The 15,003-nt window shown below is 45.3% G+C and carries 14 protein-coding genes; 11 read left to right on the top strand and 3 right to left on the bottom strand.

What is annotated here, in order from left to right:
- Positions 1-108: 108 nt before the first annotated feature.
- The 3 genes from NCCP2331_RS05900 (at position 109) to NCCP2331_RS05890 (ending at position 2,189) form a co-directional block, all read left to right on the top strand.
- Positions 109-519, top strand: a complete 411-nt coding sequence (locus NCCP2331_RS05900) for a carboxymuconolactone decarboxylase family protein (RefSeq protein ID WP_153722132.1) — start codon at positions 109-111, stop codon at positions 517-519.
- Positions 520-868: 349 nt separating this feature from the next.
- Positions 869-1,705 (top strand): malate synthase, encoded by an 837-nt coding sequence (locus tag NCCP2331_RS05895; RefSeq protein WP_251669219.1) that lies wholly within the window; start codon positions 869-871, stop codon positions 1,703-1,705.
- A gap of 133 nt (positions 1,706-1,838) precedes the next feature.
- Complete coding sequence (locus NCCP2331_RS05890) at positions 1,839-2,189, top strand: DUF6568 family protein (protein ID WP_153722134.1); 351 nt, start codon at positions 1,839-1,841, stop codon at positions 2,187-2,189.
- A 736-nt stretch (positions 2,190-2,925) separates the two neighbouring features.
- Here the strand turns inward: NCCP2331_RS05890 and NCCP2331_RS05885 are convergent.
- On the bottom strand, positions 2,926-3,642 hold the full coding sequence (locus NCCP2331_RS05885) for a YebC/PmpR family DNA-binding transcriptional regulator (protein WP_153722135.1): 717 nt from the start codon (positions 3,640-3,642) through the stop codon (positions 2,926-2,928).
- A 197-nt stretch (positions 3,643-3,839) separates the two neighbouring features.
- Between NCCP2331_RS05885 and NCCP2331_RS05880 the strand changes: the two genes are divergently transcribed.
- From NCCP2331_RS05880 to NCCP2331_RS05855, 6 genes are all read left to right on the top strand, one after another.
- The gene (locus tag NCCP2331_RS05880; protein WP_251669217.1) at positions 3,840-4,550 is read left to right on the top strand and encodes a phosphoadenylyl-sulfate reductase; all 711 of its coding nucleotides are present in this window, start codon (positions 3,840-3,842) and stop codon (positions 4,548-4,550) included.
- Between the two features lie 66 nt (positions 4,551-4,616).
- Entirely contained in the window at positions 4,617-5,759 is a 1,143-nt protein-coding gene (gene sat / locus NCCP2331_RS05875; RefSeq protein WP_251669215.1) for a sulfate adenylyltransferase, read from the top strand.
- An 11-nt stretch (positions 5,760-5,770) separates the two neighbouring features.
- Positions 5,771-6,367, top strand: a complete 597-nt coding sequence (gene cysC / locus NCCP2331_RS05870) for an adenylyl-sulfate kinase (RefSeq protein WP_251669213.1) — start codon at positions 5,771-5,773, stop codon at positions 6,365-6,367.
- A gap of 12 nt (positions 6,368-6,379) precedes the next feature.
- Positions 6,380-7,156 (top strand): uroporphyrinogen-III C-methyltransferase, encoded by a 777-nt coding sequence (gene cobA / locus NCCP2331_RS05865; protein ID WP_251669211.1) that lies wholly within the window; start codon positions 6,380-6,382, stop codon positions 7,154-7,156.
- Complete coding sequence (locus NCCP2331_RS05860; RefSeq protein WP_153722140.1) at positions 7,153-7,914, top strand: sirohydrochlorin chelatase; 762 nt, start codon at positions 7,153-7,155, stop codon at positions 7,912-7,914. Before cobA ends, NCCP2331_RS05860 begins: the two co-directional genes overlap by 4 nt.
- Positions 7,892-8,536, top strand: coding sequence for an NAD(P)-dependent oxidoreductase (locus tag NCCP2331_RS05855; protein WP_251669208.1), 645 nt, complete (start codon positions 7,892-7,894; stop codon positions 8,534-8,536). Before NCCP2331_RS05860 ends, NCCP2331_RS05855 begins: the two co-directional genes overlap by 23 nt.
- Positions 8,537-9,342: 806 nt before the next feature.
- On the opposite strand, the gene cysI is transcribed toward NCCP2331_RS05855, so the two are convergent.
- Positions 9,343-11,064 (bottom strand): assimilatory sulfite reductase (NADPH) hemoprotein subunit, encoded by a 1,722-nt coding sequence (gene cysI / locus NCCP2331_RS05850; protein WP_251669206.1) that lies wholly within the window; start codon positions 11,062-11,064, stop codon positions 9,343-9,345.
- A 23-nt stretch (positions 11,065-11,087) separates the two neighbouring features.
- Complete coding sequence (locus tag NCCP2331_RS05845) at positions 11,088-12,917, bottom strand: assimilatory sulfite reductase (NADPH) flavoprotein subunit (RefSeq protein ID WP_251669205.1); 1,830 nt, start codon at positions 12,915-12,917, stop codon at positions 11,088-11,090.
- Positions 12,918-13,399: 482 nt separating this feature from the next.
- On the opposite strand from NCCP2331_RS05845, the gene NCCP2331_RS05840 reads away from it, so the two are divergent.
- Positions 13,400-14,473, top strand: a complete 1,074-nt coding sequence (locus NCCP2331_RS05840) for a DUF2157 domain-containing protein (protein WP_251669202.1) — start codon at positions 13,400-13,402, stop codon at positions 14,471-14,473.
- On the top strand, positions 14,463-14,999 hold the full coding sequence (locus tag NCCP2331_RS05835) for a GDYXXLXY domain-containing protein (protein WP_251669200.1): 537 nt from the start codon (positions 14,463-14,465) through the stop codon (positions 14,997-14,999). Before NCCP2331_RS05840 ends, NCCP2331_RS05835 begins: the two co-directional genes overlap by 11 nt.
- Positions 15,000-15,003: the final 4 nt, after the last annotated feature.

Genomic DNA, 15,003 nt, shown 5'->3' with positions numbered 1-15,003 from the left:
ACTGCAGTAAATATGAACAGTATTCTGAATCGGCTGTTATTTATAAGCGCGCGTCTGTTTGTTTTGCTACAATAAAACGAGAATACACTACCAGGGAGGTATGTAAAAATGGCAGATGATCGTTATCAGGCAGGACTGGAGAAACTGAAGGAACTTACTGCATCAAGTGATGACAACCCAACCGGCGAGATGGATATTGGTGAAGGATTTAAAGATATTGCGCCCGATCTAAGCAAGTATGTTGTTGAATTTGCCTTTGGAGAAATTTATTCACGTCCGGGATTGGACAATAAACAAAAAGTACTGACTACTATTACAGCACTTGTTGCCCAAGGCAAACCGCAGATTGAGATGCATATTAAGACAGGACTCACAGTTGGATTGAAGCCTGAAGAAATTGTTGGCTGTATCATGCACCTCATCCCTTATGTCGGATTTCCGAGCGTGCTGGGTGCGTTAACAGTAGCCAAAAAAGTATTTGCTGAACGCGGTGTAACAGTTGATACTTCTGATTTGTAAAGCACTATTACCTTATTCAGCAAAAGCAGCTGCCTGAACTTAATTGGCAGCTGCTTTAATTTTGAGACCGATTTACACCCCTATTACAAATTAAAATCTTACATTGTACGATAAATAAATGATCCATGTCAACCAAAAATTTGAGAAATTTCAGATTTTATGGTATTCTTTATACATAACAGTAATTATGCCAGCATTCGATAAGACTGCGCACTTGTTCCAGGGGGACTAAGAGCGTTTTTTTAATTTAAGAATTTGTTTGTTTCCATTTAAGTAAACGGTTCTTTAAAGGCAGGCTGTACAGAAAGTAGTAACTGTCAAAAAAATATTTACAGGAGGAGTTCATTTAGTGAATTTAATTAATGAAGAAATTACTCATAACGTGTTTGGTGAAGGAAGTATTGTGGGTCATGAGGATTCGGTCATCACTGTGGATTTTAATAAGAATCTAAAAAAGTTTGTTTATCCTGATGCTTTCGAGAATTTCATTACGTTAAATGATCGCAGTATTGCAAAGTCGTTAGAGGAATTCTTCGTGAAAAGAAAAGCTGAAGAAAAGGTACTTGAAAAGGAACGTAAAAAAGAAAAAGAATATCAGATGCTGGAGCACCAGCGCAGAGAAAAATTAAAGAACCACAAGATTCATGAAAGCTCACAAATTGTTTTCTGGATGGACGAAGAAGAGCAATCAGATATATTTACCGACTGGCAAGTATCAACCGGCAGCATTCAAAGCGGGAAAAATAAAGGACAGCCGAACAGAGTGGCCCGCTTGAGTGCAAACAGTGCAAGCATTCTAACTGTGCGGGGTTCAGATCAATTAGAAACAGAAAGGCTGATTCACGGAATCTTCATGGTAGATGATACCTTTTCCGGCAATCTTGGTGCCGACGGAATGGTCGCTTCAGATGCGGAATTTAGAATTCGGCTTACCGATCAGGAAGCAGAGCAAATGCCGTTCTGGAATTATTACGTAAATAAGAACTATCCTGAACGCGCTTCATGGAATTCTGGTAAATTCCGTTACTTCGATAATATTTGGACTGCCCAAATTCTTCAGGACATTATTTCCATAAAAAAGGATGAAGAGCAAATCAAAGAAGCAGAGCGGTTTCTGGAACACTTCTGTAAAATGAATGCGCTTGACATAGAAAATATCCCCGAAGCAGACGGGATTTTAAGATAAAGAACAAAAACAATAGATACTACTGTGTATGCAGCAGAGGATTTATTGAGAACAGTTATAATGATAAGCATAACTTTTCTGGTCATTTGCACAGTACGTTATACTGAAACTTATAGAGAAAGGAGATTGAGCAATGTTTACTACTTACGAAGAAAATGTAGCTGGTTTTGATAAAATTGATTCTGAAAAAGCACAGGAACTGGTGAAAGGTGAAGGCGAAGCAGTCATCTATATCGGCAAGTCTGTCTGCCCTTTTTGTCAAACATTTGTTGGCAAACTAAAAAAAGTTGCGGAAGAAACGGATACTCATATCTACTATGTGAATAGTGTAGAAAACTCCGATATGGAAGGTATTACAGCTTTCCGTAAAGAATACAATATTCCAACAGTGCCCGGTTTCATCTATACAAATGGTGATGCGGTAAACGTTAAATGCGATTCATCCATGTCAGAAGCAGAAATCAAAGCTTACATGAATAAATAATTCATTTACAAACATGGTATCTGTACTAAATTCTATTCTTAACAGTTTGTCATGTACGTATTTGCAGAAATCGTACTGCAGTATGACATGCTGTTTTTTTTGCATAGCGCGTGTTTAGTTAGTATAGCTCCGTTACTCGACTTTGCAGGAGGTTTGGATTAGGTATGTGTTTGCAGTTTAAATCCGCTTCGGCGCTGGGGGATTGCCTTACGCTACGAGCCTACTGGCGAAGAACGTGCCAGCAGTCTCCCAGCAACGGCCGACCCCGCAGTTGCGCCTTCGCTGGTGTTGGAAAAGTACAATGTCTTGATTTTTTGCAGAGTATGAATTAGTTTGCATGGTTCCGCTTTTCGACTTTGCAAATGCATTGATCACAGGAATCTCAGCTTTGCAGAATAATAAGTAATGCATGAAATGCCTTACCTATCGTAATTATCTCAAATAGTATGTTCGTACTGCCAGACACATAAATAGTATTGAAAACCAAGCCAGTGTACCGGAGTGGAAGGCGGCGACTCCGGGAGGATCAGCCCGATAGGATGAGACAACTAAAGGGAGCGAAGCGACCAGTTGGCTCACCGAGGGCCCTCCGGAAAGCGTCCGCCTGGAACGCAGGGAAACGGTATCCTCCCTACTTACCCCTTCTGTAAGATTGTCTGGTGAAGAGCTCAAACGTAATACGTAAAGATTAACAAAAAGCAGCTGCCTGATGATTCAATTCAGGCAAGCTGCTTTTTTATGCTAAATCTACATTATGGTGGACTTGCTGCACATCTTCCAGATCCTCAATTGCATCGATCATTTTCTCAAACTGCGCCTGTGATTCTTCATCCAATGAAATTTCATTCTGCGCAAGCATTGTCAATTCAGCGACGGTAAAGTCCGTTACCCCGGCCTGACGGAATGCTTCCTGGACTTCATGGAATTGAGACGGCTCCGCATAGACGACAACCTGCCCGTCATGTTCCTCGATATCACGGACATCTACGTCCGCTTCGAGCATCAGCTCCAGCACATCGTCGGCTGACTTCCCTTCAATTCCGATGACTGCAGACGGATCGAACATATAGGCAACGGATCCGCTGACCCCCATGTTTCCTCCGTTTTTACCAAATGCCGCGCGTACTTCAGATGCAGTACGGTTCACATTGTTAGTCAGCGCATCCACAATGACCATTGCCCCGTTAACTCCGAAACCTTCATAACGAAGTTCGTCGAAGTTTTCATCGCCGCCGCCTTTCGCTTTTTCGATAGCCCGGTCAATGATGGCCTTTGGGACACTGTATGTTTTAGCACGCTCCAGTACGAACTTCAGCGCTTGATTAGATTCAGGGCTTGGATCTCCAGACTTTGCCGCCACATAGATTTCGCGGCCAAACTTCGCATAGATTCTGCTTGTATTCGCATCTTTAGACGCTTTCTTTTCTTTAATATTATTCCATTTACGGCCCATTCGGTGCACACTCTTTCCTTTAGTTAGAATGGATTGCTTCTGCCTTTTAGTATACCAATAGAGAATTGACATGAAAAGTAAAAACAATTAATAATTATTATCAGACTTTTCTTATACCCGACTATTCTAATTTGCATTGACTATTTTTAATTATCTGTTAAACTTAGGGAAATCTTATAAGCGAGTGAGGGGATATAATGGTCACGTTTGAAACGTGGGATGAAACGTCTGAGCTGCCTGTTTTCCCAAAGGATACTGAAACGAAAGGTGCTTCAGAAGTTCTGAAGTGGGCATACGATCATTACGGTGACGATCTTGTCTATGCCTGCAGCTTCGGTATTGAAGGAATCGTATTGCTGGAACTGATTTCACGTGTAAGGCCGGATGCTGACATTATTTTTCTGGACACCAACTATCATTTTAAAGAAACTTATGAAACGATTGAAAAAGTGAGAAAGCGTTATCCACTCCTTCATATTCATTTGCAGCAGCCTGATTTAACGATAGAAGAGCAGTCTAAAAGATTCGGAGCGGATCTATGGAAAACGGAGCCGAATAAATGCTGTGACCTTCGCAAGATTCAGCCTTTAGAAAAGGCGCTCTCCCCTTCTGCGGCCTGGATATCAGGATTGCGAAGAGAGCAGTCCGAAACGAGAAAAGCGACGGAGTATATAAATCTAGACCGGCGTTTTAAAAAAATCAAGGTATGCCCGCTCATTCATTGGACATGGAAAGATGTCTGGCGTTTTGTCCATAAACATCAGCTCGATTATAATGTCCTGCACGATCAAGGTTTTCCGAGCATAGGATGTGAGAATTGTACAAAGCCGGCTTTCACGGAGGAAGACTTGCGGTCGGGACGCTGGACAGGAAGCGGTAAAACTGAATGTGGTCTGCACACGGAATAAATTTTTTTGCTTTTAAAACCAAGTAACTTGATAAGACTAATTATATTAAAAGGATAGGTGTTATACATGACAAATATTCAAGCGCACGGCGGTACATTAGTGAACTTATTTGATCCTGCTCTTTCAATTGAAGATCTGAATAAAACGGTTTCGATAGATGCGACATCAGTAAGTGATCTGGAATTGATTGCGACCGGTGCCTACAGCCCGCTGACAGGATTTTTGACCTCAGCTGACTATCAATCTGTTGTCGACAATATCAGATTAGGGGACGGAACGGTCTGGAGCCTGCCGATTACACTGCCTGTAAAAGATGCTTCTTTATTTACTCTAGGTGATACCGTGCTACTGGAATATGAAGGAGATATATACGGCACGCTGACTATAGAAGATATTTTCGAACCAGATCAAGAGGCAGAAGCAGTAAAAGTATATAAAACAGCTGACCGGCAGCACCCCGGAGTCGCAAAGTTACTAGAACGCGGGCACATCTATCTTGGCGGGCCTATTAAACTGATTAAAAGAATTGAACAGAAAAACTTTGCAGAATTCTATTTTGATCCAGCAGAGACCCGCGAAGCGTTTAAAGCAAACGACTGGAAGAAGGTTGTCGGTTTCCAGACACGCAACCCGGTTCACCGCGCACATGAGTATATCCAGAAAACCGCGCTGGAAATCGTGGATGCCCTGCTGCTGAATCCGCTGGTCGGCGAAACGAAGTCCGATGACATTCCCGCAGACGTGCGGATGGAAAGCTATCAAGTGCTGCTGCGGGATTATTATCCGGAAGACCGCGTGAAGCTAGCCGTCTTCCCTGCTGCTATGCGCTACGCAGGACCTCGCGAAGCTATTTTCCATGCGATAGTCCGAAAAAATTACGGCTGTACACATTTCATTGTCGGCCGTGATCATGCGGGAGTCGGCGATTATTACGGCACTTATGAAGCACAGGAAATTTTCTCGAATTTTACTGCGGAGGAAATCGGCATTACGCTACTGTTCTTCGAGCACAGTTTCTACTGTAATTCATGCGGTAATATGGCCACGCCGAAAACTTGCCCGCATTCCAGTGAACATCACGTGATTCTATCGGGGACGAAAGTACGGGAGATGCTGAAAGACGGAGTACTGCCTCCGCCTGAATTCAGCCGCAAAGAAGTAGTCGATGTACTGATTAAAGGATTAAAGAAAAAAGAACTGGTGAAGTGAGGAGAGAGAAGATGACGAAAAACATTGTCTGGCATGAACAGCTGGTTACGAAAGAAGAACAGCGCAGACGGAACCGTCACCACAGTGCAGTCCTGTATTTCACAGGGCTGTCGGGATCGGGAAAATCGACAATTGCCAATGCGGCCGCGCGCAAACTGCATGATCTCGGTGCGAATACGTATGTGTTGGATGGCGATAATGTGCGTCACGGCCTGAACAGTGATCTCGGTTTTTCAGACGAGGCGCGCAAAGAAAACATCCGTCGAATCGGCGAAGTCGCCAAGCTATTCATTGACAGCGGACAGCTTGTTTTCACAGCTTTCATTTCCCCTTTTCAGGAAGACCGGGACAGTGTCCGCCGTCTCGTTGAAGCGGATGAATTCGTGGAAGTCTATATCAGCTGTCCTCTTGAAGCATGCGAGGAACGGGATCCAAAAGGGCTGTATGAAAAAGCGCGTGCCGGAGTGATTCCTGAATTTACAGGCATCTCTTCCCCCTACGAAGCTCCTGTACAACCTGAATTGGTATTGGAAACAGACCGCTTCACAATTGATGAATGTGTAGAGCAGCTAATCAGCTATTTGCGTAAAAATAAATGGATTGACTGAGGAGTGAAGGAAATGGGAAAGATTTGGCTGGTCGGAGCAGGTCCAGGTGACCCTGACTTACTGACCGTAAAAGCAGTGAAGACAATTGAGCTTGCTGATGTAATTTTATACGACCGATTGATTAACCAGGATATTTTGCAGTATGCAAAACCAGACGCTGAACTGATTTTTTGCGGTAAATTGCCGAAGCACTATTTCGTTCAGCAGGATACCATCAATTTTTTATTGGTCCAGCATGCGATGCAGGGCAAACAAGTCGTCAGATTAAAAGGCGGCGACCCTTTTATTTTCGGACGCGGCGGTGAAGAAGCGGCTTTTGCCGTTAAGCACCACATTCCATTTGAAGTGGTTCCGGGGATCACTTCCGGAATTGCCGCCCCCGCCTATGCAGGAATTCCTGTGACACACCGTGATTACAGCGCCTCTTTCGCCATCGTCACAGGACACCGCAAGGAAGGTGCCGAAGAAGAAGACAAATGGGAAGCTCTTGCGAAAGGAATCGATACACTTGCCGTCTATATGGGCGTCAGCAATCTCCCCTATATTGCAGAACAGCTGATCCGCCACGGAAAAAACCCTGATACTCCGGTCGCTTTCATTCATTGGGGCACAACGGAGACGCAGAATACAGTAACGGCCACATTGCAGACGATGACGGAAACAGCGCACAGGGAGGATGTCAGAAATCCGAGCATGATCATTATCGGTGAAGTCGTCCGTCTGCGGGATGAACTGCAGTGGTTTGAGGAATCAGCTGAAGAGCGCCGATTACACGAGGCGATTGTATGAGAGCCATCCTATATATTTGCCATGGCAGCCGCGTGAAGTCTGGACAGCAGGCTGCTTTGGCGTTCATTGAGAAAACGATGGAAACCGGCAGTGCACCGATACAGGAAGCTTGTTTCCTGGAACTTGCGGAACCATCAATTGCGCAAGGTGTCGCAAGCTGCATAGAACGCGGAGCGACAGAGATCGTTGCAGTTCCGTTTCTGTTACTGCGGGCAGGCCATGCCAATGTCGATATTCCCGGGGAGCTGCGGCAAGTGATGGATTGTTATCCGGATGTCCCTCTCTATTATGGTGATCCGATCGGTGTGGATGAGCGAATGGTCGATGTATTGATTGAACGGCTGCATGAGACGGCAGAAGTGATACCAGAAGAGGCACAAGTTTTATTAATCGGACGCGGCAGCAGTGATCCTGCAACGAAGCAGGATTTCGCAGTAATCAAGCGCCAGTTTCAAGAAAAAACTGGGTTGCAGCATGTCAACGTGGGTTATTTGGCAGCATGTAGTCCGCATCTTGAAGAAGAACTGGTAAGAATATTAGAAGAGCGTCCTGCTGAACTGTACATCCTGCCGTATCTGTTATTCACCGGAATTTTATTGAAAACAATCAAACGTACACTGAAGAAACTTGAGACCGCAACTGTCATTCATCTATGCGATGAATTAGGCTATGATCCCGCCATTCGCACAATTTTAAATGAACGGGCCCATGAAGCGGCAGAAAGGAAGCGTGGACTTGATATTCCCTATCATGCTTGAAAACTTGAAAGAAACAAACGTCATAGTAGTCGGAGGAGGCCAGGTTGCTTCTCATAAAGTACGTAATTTGCAGCAGTTTGGAATCTGCCCGAATGTCATCAGTCCGACTTTCCACCCTTCCCTGCTGACGCTTGCTGAAAAAGGCACAGTGAAGCTCATTCAGAAAGAAGTTGAATGGGAGGATGTGAAAGATGCATTCCTGACTTTGCTTGTGACGGACAATGAAGCAGTCAATGACCGGCTGGCACTTCAGTTGAAAGAAGCCGGCAAGTTGGTTGTTCATGCTTCCAACCCTTCATTAGGCAGTGCGCAGATTCCGGCAGTCACCAGACGCGGGAAACTCGTGATCAGCGTATCGACGAGCGGTGCCAGTCCTTCATTGGCTAAGAAAATTCGAAGCGAGATTGCTGAGCAATACGATGAACGTTATGAAGAGTATGTAGATTTTTTGGCGGATGTAAGGTGTTATATCAAAAAGCACATAATGGAGCGAACAGAACGCAGAGCGTGGCTGAAAGAAGTGATCGAACCGATTTATCTGCATGATAATGAAGAACGGCAGGCATTTCTGAATGAACTGCAGCGCGCCTTTCCTTCCGAACAGAAACAATTTAGCCGGTAAGAGCAGACAGGCTCTTATCGGTTATTTATATGAACAAAAATGTCAGCTGGGACTTATATCCGCAGAAACCTTTTAAGAATAATTAACGGCTCTTCACCAAAACATGTGCTTGACAGTCTATTTCGTGGATTTGACCGTGATTGCGCAGTATAGGATGGTAAGTGGGGATGAGACCGTTTCCCTGCGTTTCAGGCGGACGCTTTCGGGAGGGCCCTCGGTGAGCCAACTGGTCGCTTCGCTCCCCTTAGTTGTCTCATCCTATCGGGCTGATCCTCCCCGAGTCGCCGCCTTCCACTTCGGTCCACTGGCTGGTGTTTCAAATTTATTTGTGTAAGCAGGCAGTATGAGCATGCTGTTTGAGTTTATTAAGTAAGGTGTGGCGTTTCATGCAATACTTAGCATTCTGCAGAGGCTTAGATTCTTGTGTTGAATGTATTTGCAAAGTCGAGTAACGGCTACACCATTACCTACATCCACGCTCTGCAAAAAAGCAACATGCTATACTTTCCTTACATCAGCGAAGGCGCAACTGCGGGGTCGGCCGTTGCTGTGAGCCAACTGGCATGTTTTTCGCCAGCTGGCTCACAGCGTAAGGCAATCCCCCAGCGCCGAAGCGGGTTTAAACTGCAACATGATTTTGCAATGCATACATGACAAGTTGTTAAGAGCAGATTTTAGTGCAGACCCAAGAATAGTTAACAAAAGAACTTTTTTCAAAAGTAGAAATTTCTACTTGTTCAAGAATATAAAATATCAAAAAGCCTCATGCCCGTAAACTTTGCATGAGGCTTATTCGTATTTTTTTATTACACCGTATGAAAATTCGTTCCGTCTGTCGTCGCCGCAACAATTCCCGCACGTATGACAAAGTCCCCGAAATGCTCTCCCTGCTCCCTTTCCTTTGCATAACGGTTCAGGATCGGCCGTAATTCATCCAGTATTTCTTTCTCTCCGACATTCTCACGATAGATTTTGCTCAATCGTTCCCCTGCAAATCCGCCGCCTAAATACATATTGTACTTACCCGGGCCTTTGCCGATAAAGCCGATTTCCGCGAGCGCTGACCGTGCACAGCCATTCGGGCAGCCGGTCATGCGTGTAATGATTTCCTGATCACCAAGACCTGCTTCATCCAGCAACCCTTCAAACTTCGTAATCAATGAAGGCAGATACCGCTCCGCTTCCGCCATAGCCAGACCGCATGTCGGCAATGATACACAAGCCATCGAACTTCGGCGCAGTGCAGACTGTTCTGCCGGATTCTCCAATTGATATGTTTCAATAATTGCTTCAATTTCCTTTTTATTCGCTGATGTCACATCACCAAGCACCAAGTTTTGATTGGGGCTCAGCCGGAAATCTCCTGTATGGATTTCCGCTATTTCCCGAAGCGCCGTCATCAATTTATAACTATCTGTATCACGCACACGGCCGTTTTCAATGAAGAAGGTGTAATTCCAGCGATTATTCACCGCTTTCACCCAGCCATAACGATCACCGTTATGATCAAAATGGTACGGCCGCACCCCTTCCAGTTCCCATCCCAACCGGCTGTGCAGTTCTTTGGTCAGCCAGTCGAGGCCTCTTGAATCGATTGTATACTTGAAACGCGCATACTTCCGCACAGAACGGTTACCGTAATCACGCTGAATCATCATCAGCTGTTTTGCGACTTCCACTGTCTGCTCTGCCGGAATATAGCCAATCAAACGGCCTAGCTGCGGATACGTCTGTTCGTCGCCGTGCGCCATTCCCATCCCGCCGCCTACCGCTACGTTGAAGCCCGCCAGCTTTCCATCTTCCACGATAGCAATCAGACCGATGTCCTGTGAGAAGACATCCACATCATTCATCGGCGGAACAGCAATACCGATTTTAAATTTACGCGGCAAATACGTCGCGCCGTAAATAGGCTCCGTTTCTTCCGTGCTGTCGACTACTTTTTCACCGTCCAGCCAGATTTCATGGTAGGCATTCGTCTGCGGCAGCAAATCTTCGCTTAACTTTTTCGACCATTCATATACTTCTGCATGGACCGGTGATTCATTGGGATTCGGGCTGCACATCACGTTTCGGTTAACGTCACCGCAGGCCGCAATGGAATCAAGCAGTGCATCATTCATTTCCTGGATATTCTTCTTCATATTCCATTTCAGAATCCCGTGCATCTGAAACGCCTGGCGTGTGGTCAGTTTCAGCGTTCCGTTGCCGTATTTATGTGCCAGTTCATCCATCACCAGCCATTGTTTTGGAGTTGCAAATCCTGCGGGTGTCCGCACACGAATCATAAATTGATATGCAGGTTCCAGCTTCTGTCTTTGGCGTTCGTTCCGTAAATCACGGTCATCCTGCAAATAACTGCCGTGGAACTTCATCAGACGGTTATCGTCGTCAGGAATCCCGGCACTGAGAGAATCTTTCATCGTATTAATCAGATTCCCGCGCAGGTAATCACTCTCGATTTTTATTTCTTCCACATCACTTGGCGGCCCATCTTTTATATGAACTGATTTTGTTGTTGACGTCATGCCTCATTCCCCCTTCAGAAAGTTTAGTACACATCGCGCTGATAGCGTTTTTCCTGGATCAGCTGCGTTATAAATTGCTCCGCTTCTTCCAGCGACTTGCCGCCCTCTTGCTGAAGTATTTCCAGCAACGTGTGATGAACGTCTTTCGCCATATTCTGCTCATCGCCGCAGACATAGACCGATGCGCCTTCTTCTATCCACTGGTACAATTCCTTGCTTGATTCTTTCATTCGATGCTGAACATATACTTTTTCAGCTGAATCACGGGAAAATGCCACGTCCAAGCGTGTCAGCACGCCATCTTTCACGTAATTCTGCCATTCCGTCTGATAATAAAAATCCGTTACGTAATGCTGGTCTCCGAAAAACAGCCAGGACTTCCCTTCTGCACCCGTTTCGCTTCGTTCCTCAATAAATGAACGGAAAGGGGCGATGCCTGTGCCGGGTCCGATCATGATAATCGGAGTTCGGGGATTTTCAGGCAGCCGGAAGTTATCATTTTTGTGTATATAGATGGGCAGCTTATCGCCGGGCTCTATATTTTCTGCACATTGGACCGAGCATACTCCCTGTCTGATCCGGCCATGTGCTTCATACCTTACAGTCCCAATCGTCAGATGCACTTCATCCGGATTGGCCTGAAAGCTGCTGGCAATCGAATAAAGCCGCGCAGGCAATTTCCGCAGTATGCTGACTAAATGCTGTTCATTCGCAGATACCGGCCCGAAATCTTTGAGAGCATCCAACAGATCTCGGCCTTCCACATAGTTGCGCAGATCCTCTGGCTGATCTGCATGCAAAAGACTTTTCAGCTGTTCAGATTCAGAGTAATGCGACAACTTTTCAAGCAGCGGTTTCGTCAGCACAGTAATTTCAAAGTGATTCTGCAAGGCAGCGCGAAGTGCCCGCCGTTCCCCCTGCGCATTGATTTCCACTGTTTTATCCGCGTTCCAATTCCCCAACTTAATAATCTCATCAATTAACTCGGAATTGTTTTCAGGAAAAATTCCTACACTGTCGCCCGGCTTATATTCGAGTCCCGAACCTTCCAGCGACAATTCCAAATGTCTGGTTTCTTTATTTGAACCGCGTCCGTTTAAGTTTATATTTTCAAGTACTTCTGCACGGAAAGGATTGGTCCGTGAGAATTGCGCTGAAGAAACAGTTTCAGCCGCCAGACCGGCAGCTGCAGACTGTCCCCCCGTATGAATTTGCAGAGCAACCTCGACCGCCGCCAGCCATTGTGCAGCGGGCTCATCATAATCTAAATCACAATCGACACGAGGTGCAAGCGGTTTCGCACCCAGCTCCGCCAGTTTCTGATCGAAATCCGCACCGGTCTTACAGAAAAATTCATATGAGCTGTCCCCGAGTGCCAATACGGAATACTGAAGATGATCAAGTTTCGGCGCTCTGCGGCCATGCAGAAATTCATAGAATGGCAGCGCGGTATCAGGAGGATCACCTTCGCCATGTGTACTGACGACTAACAGCAGATGCTCAATTTTCTTTAGATTATTTGGCTTGAAGTCACTCATTGACTGGAGTGTTACTTCAAAGGACTGCTTTTTTAAGGTAGATGCAGCCTGCTCCGCAATCCCCTGTCCGTTGCCTGTTTGCGAGCCAAAAAGTATGGTCACTTCTTTGACTGCAGCCGGCACTTCGATTACCGGACGTTCCAATACAGCGACCGTAGTACCGGCTGACTCTGAAACCGAATTTAATGCAGAGCTGACAGCTGTCAAATAGCCGCTCAGCCAGCTTTGCTGTGTTACTGTAATGCTCGGCAGCAGACGGTTCAGCAACTCCACCTGTTCCTCACTAAAAGGACTGTTCGTTACTTGTAACGCCACATTTATCACCCTCACTTACTAATTTAGTATTCTCTTTTGTCACCGTTTCATCGACAGCAGCCAAACTGACTATGATGACAACTATTGTAAAAGATAATTTTATTGTATTATGATTATTCCTATTAGTCAAGTAGGCTTTAGATGTATTATGATTTTTCTGAAAAAAATATATGAGGTGTTGATAGATTAGAAGGAATGGCACGGTGAGCAGCGGCTTTGGTTCGCTTATCGGCTAGTTTGGAGCGGTCCTGCGGTGTTTTCGTTCGTTGGCTTTCATTTTCCGTTCGTTGCCGGCGCTTTTTCGTGCGGTCCGGTGACTTTTTGGCGCGCGGCAGCTGCAGCGTATACAGTGCAATGCCGAAGTTCGTGTCCAGTTACTAATTATTTAATTGTAGATTTCAGAAAAATAAGCGATACTATGGTTGTAACTTCATATGATATATTACGTCTCATGAGTAACTAATTGAAAGGAGGCAGTTGAAGTGAAGAGAAAAATCAGTAAGCCAGAGTACGCATTTCTGAAAAGAGAATTCACTTTTCTCGAGCAGCAAGGTAAGCTCGATTCAAAGAACGCACAGGACTTCCTGGCACTTTATGAACCAAAAGGTGCGGCAAATTTTGTACGCTTACTGCTTGTCTTCGGGGCTATATTAGTAGGAGCAGGAATACTGAGCTTCATCGCGGGCAATTGGAACGCTCTTACTCCATATGCTAAGTTCGGATTCATTCTCATCAGCTTTATATTGTCTTACATTGCAGGCTATAAATTAGAACAAAATTACGAAAAGACTTCCCGCAGCATGTATTACATCGGGGCAGCTATTTATGGTGCCGGGATATTTTTGATCGGTCAAAGCTTTCATTTGGACCATGCCGTCTATACAGATTTTCTCTTATGGGCAGTCGGTATCCTGCCGCTTGCGTATTATTTGAAAGACCAGCTGCTCGCCGTATTTGCCAGTGTCTTTTTAATTATTTATAGCTTTACAGCCTTTGAAACAGGCGGATTCGGTCCTTACTGGCTGCTCTTGCTGCTGCCTGTACTGTTTTGGATGAACGAGAAAAGATTGGGCAGAAAAGGATCCATTTTTGTTATGTCAGTCTTGCTGGCAACAGCGTTTATCGTCAACTCGCTGGAAGTTTGGCATGTTGATGAATGGATTTCCATGATGATCATCTTTGCAGTAGGGCTGTTGCTGGCTCTCTCCCCCGTCAGGCATTATGCGGCCGAGTCATCATGGGTCGGCTCTGTCTTGTTTGGTGCAACCGGCATCATGCTGACTTTCCCGTTTTCTTGGAGAGAGCTGCCGCTTGAAAATATTGCACCTTACCTCTTCACCGCTTTATTCATTGTTCTATTAATTTATTTCCTTAGAAAAGACAGCTTGCCGGCAATTTTGATTACTTGTGCATTAATCTACCGGTATTATGCAGATATTACGTATGATTTCATGCCGAAATCCTTATTCTTCATCGTTGGCGGATTACTGCTGATCGGGTTCGGATTCTGGTTTGAAAAATCGAGACGGGAGACGGTGAAACGTTATGAAGAATAAACGAAACTTATTCCTCATCGCTTTGATCATTCCCATTCTATTTTTGTTATCTATGACATGGAAACCTTTGTGGACGCTGAATGCCGGTACAACAGTCGTGCTTGAAACCATTCCGGTTGATCCGCGGGATATTTTATACGGTGATTACGTCCGTCTGCAGTTTGCTGTGGAAGAGTTTAAAGAAGATGTCATTGAACCGGCACTGCTAAAGGATTTGAAAACGCAGTCTTACGGAAAGGTTATCGTCTATGCTGTACTGCAGCAAGAAGGCGACGTATATGGATTGAAATCGGTAACTGCGGATAAGCCGGGCGGAGGTGTGTTCTTAAAAGGACAGATGTACCGATACGGCGGCAGCATAAACGGTGCGGAAACCATCTACTACGCCGACTTCCTTCCTGACCGCTTCTACGTACCGGAAAACACAGGCGGGCAGCTCGAAGACCTGTCGCGACAAGGCAGCCTTATCGCCAAAATGAAAGTATATAATGGCTACAGCATACTCCAGGATATCCAGCCCAAATAAAACT

It is taken from the genome of Sporosarcina sp. NCCP-2331, from assembly GCF_023707945.1.
GTDB lineage: Bacteria > Bacillota > Bacilli > Bacillales_A > Planococcaceae > Sporosarcina > Sporosarcina cascadiensis.
This window is presented reverse-complemented; position numbering and strand designations above follow the sequence as displayed.

Excerpts from the sequence above, each read along its gene's own strand:
- NCCP2331_RS05860 (WP_153722140.1), top strand. The coding sequence starts at position 7,153 with ATGAGAGCCATCCTATATATTTGCCATGGCAGCCGCGTGAAGTCTGGA.
- NCCP2331_RS05835 (WP_251669200.1), top strand. The coding sequence starts at position 14,463 with ATGAAGAATAAACGAAACTTATTCCTCATCGCTTTGATCATTCCCATT.
- cysC (WP_251669213.1), top strand. The coding sequence starts at position 5,771 with ATGACGAAAAACATTGTCTGGCATGAACAGCTGGTTACGAAAGAAGAA.
- NCCP2331_RS05890 (WP_153722134.1), top strand. The coding sequence starts at position 1,839 with ATGTTTACTACTTACGAAGAAAATGTAGCTGGTTTTGATAAAATTGAT.
- NCCP2331_RS05885 (WP_153722135.1), bottom strand. The coding sequence starts at position 3,642 with ATGGGCCGTAAATGGAATAATATTAAAGAAAAGAAAGCGTCTAAAGAT.
- cysI (WP_251669206.1), bottom strand. The coding sequence starts at position 11,064 with ATGACGTCAACAACAAAATCAGTTCATATAAAAGATGGGCCGCCAAGT.
- sat (WP_251669215.1), top strand. The coding sequence starts at position 4,617 with ATGACAAATATTCAAGCGCACGGCGGTACATTAGTGAACTTATTTGAT.
- NCCP2331_RS05880 (WP_251669217.1), top strand. The coding sequence starts at position 3,840 with ATGGTCACGTTTGAAACGTGGGATGAAACGTCTGAGCTGCCTGTTTTC.
- cobA (WP_251669211.1), top strand. The coding sequence starts at position 6,380 with ATGGGAAAGATTTGGCTGGTCGGAGCAGGTCCAGGTGACCCTGACTTA.
- NCCP2331_RS05900 (WP_153722132.1), top strand. The coding sequence starts at position 109 with ATGGCAGATGATCGTTATCAGGCAGGACTGGAGAAACTGAAGGAACTT.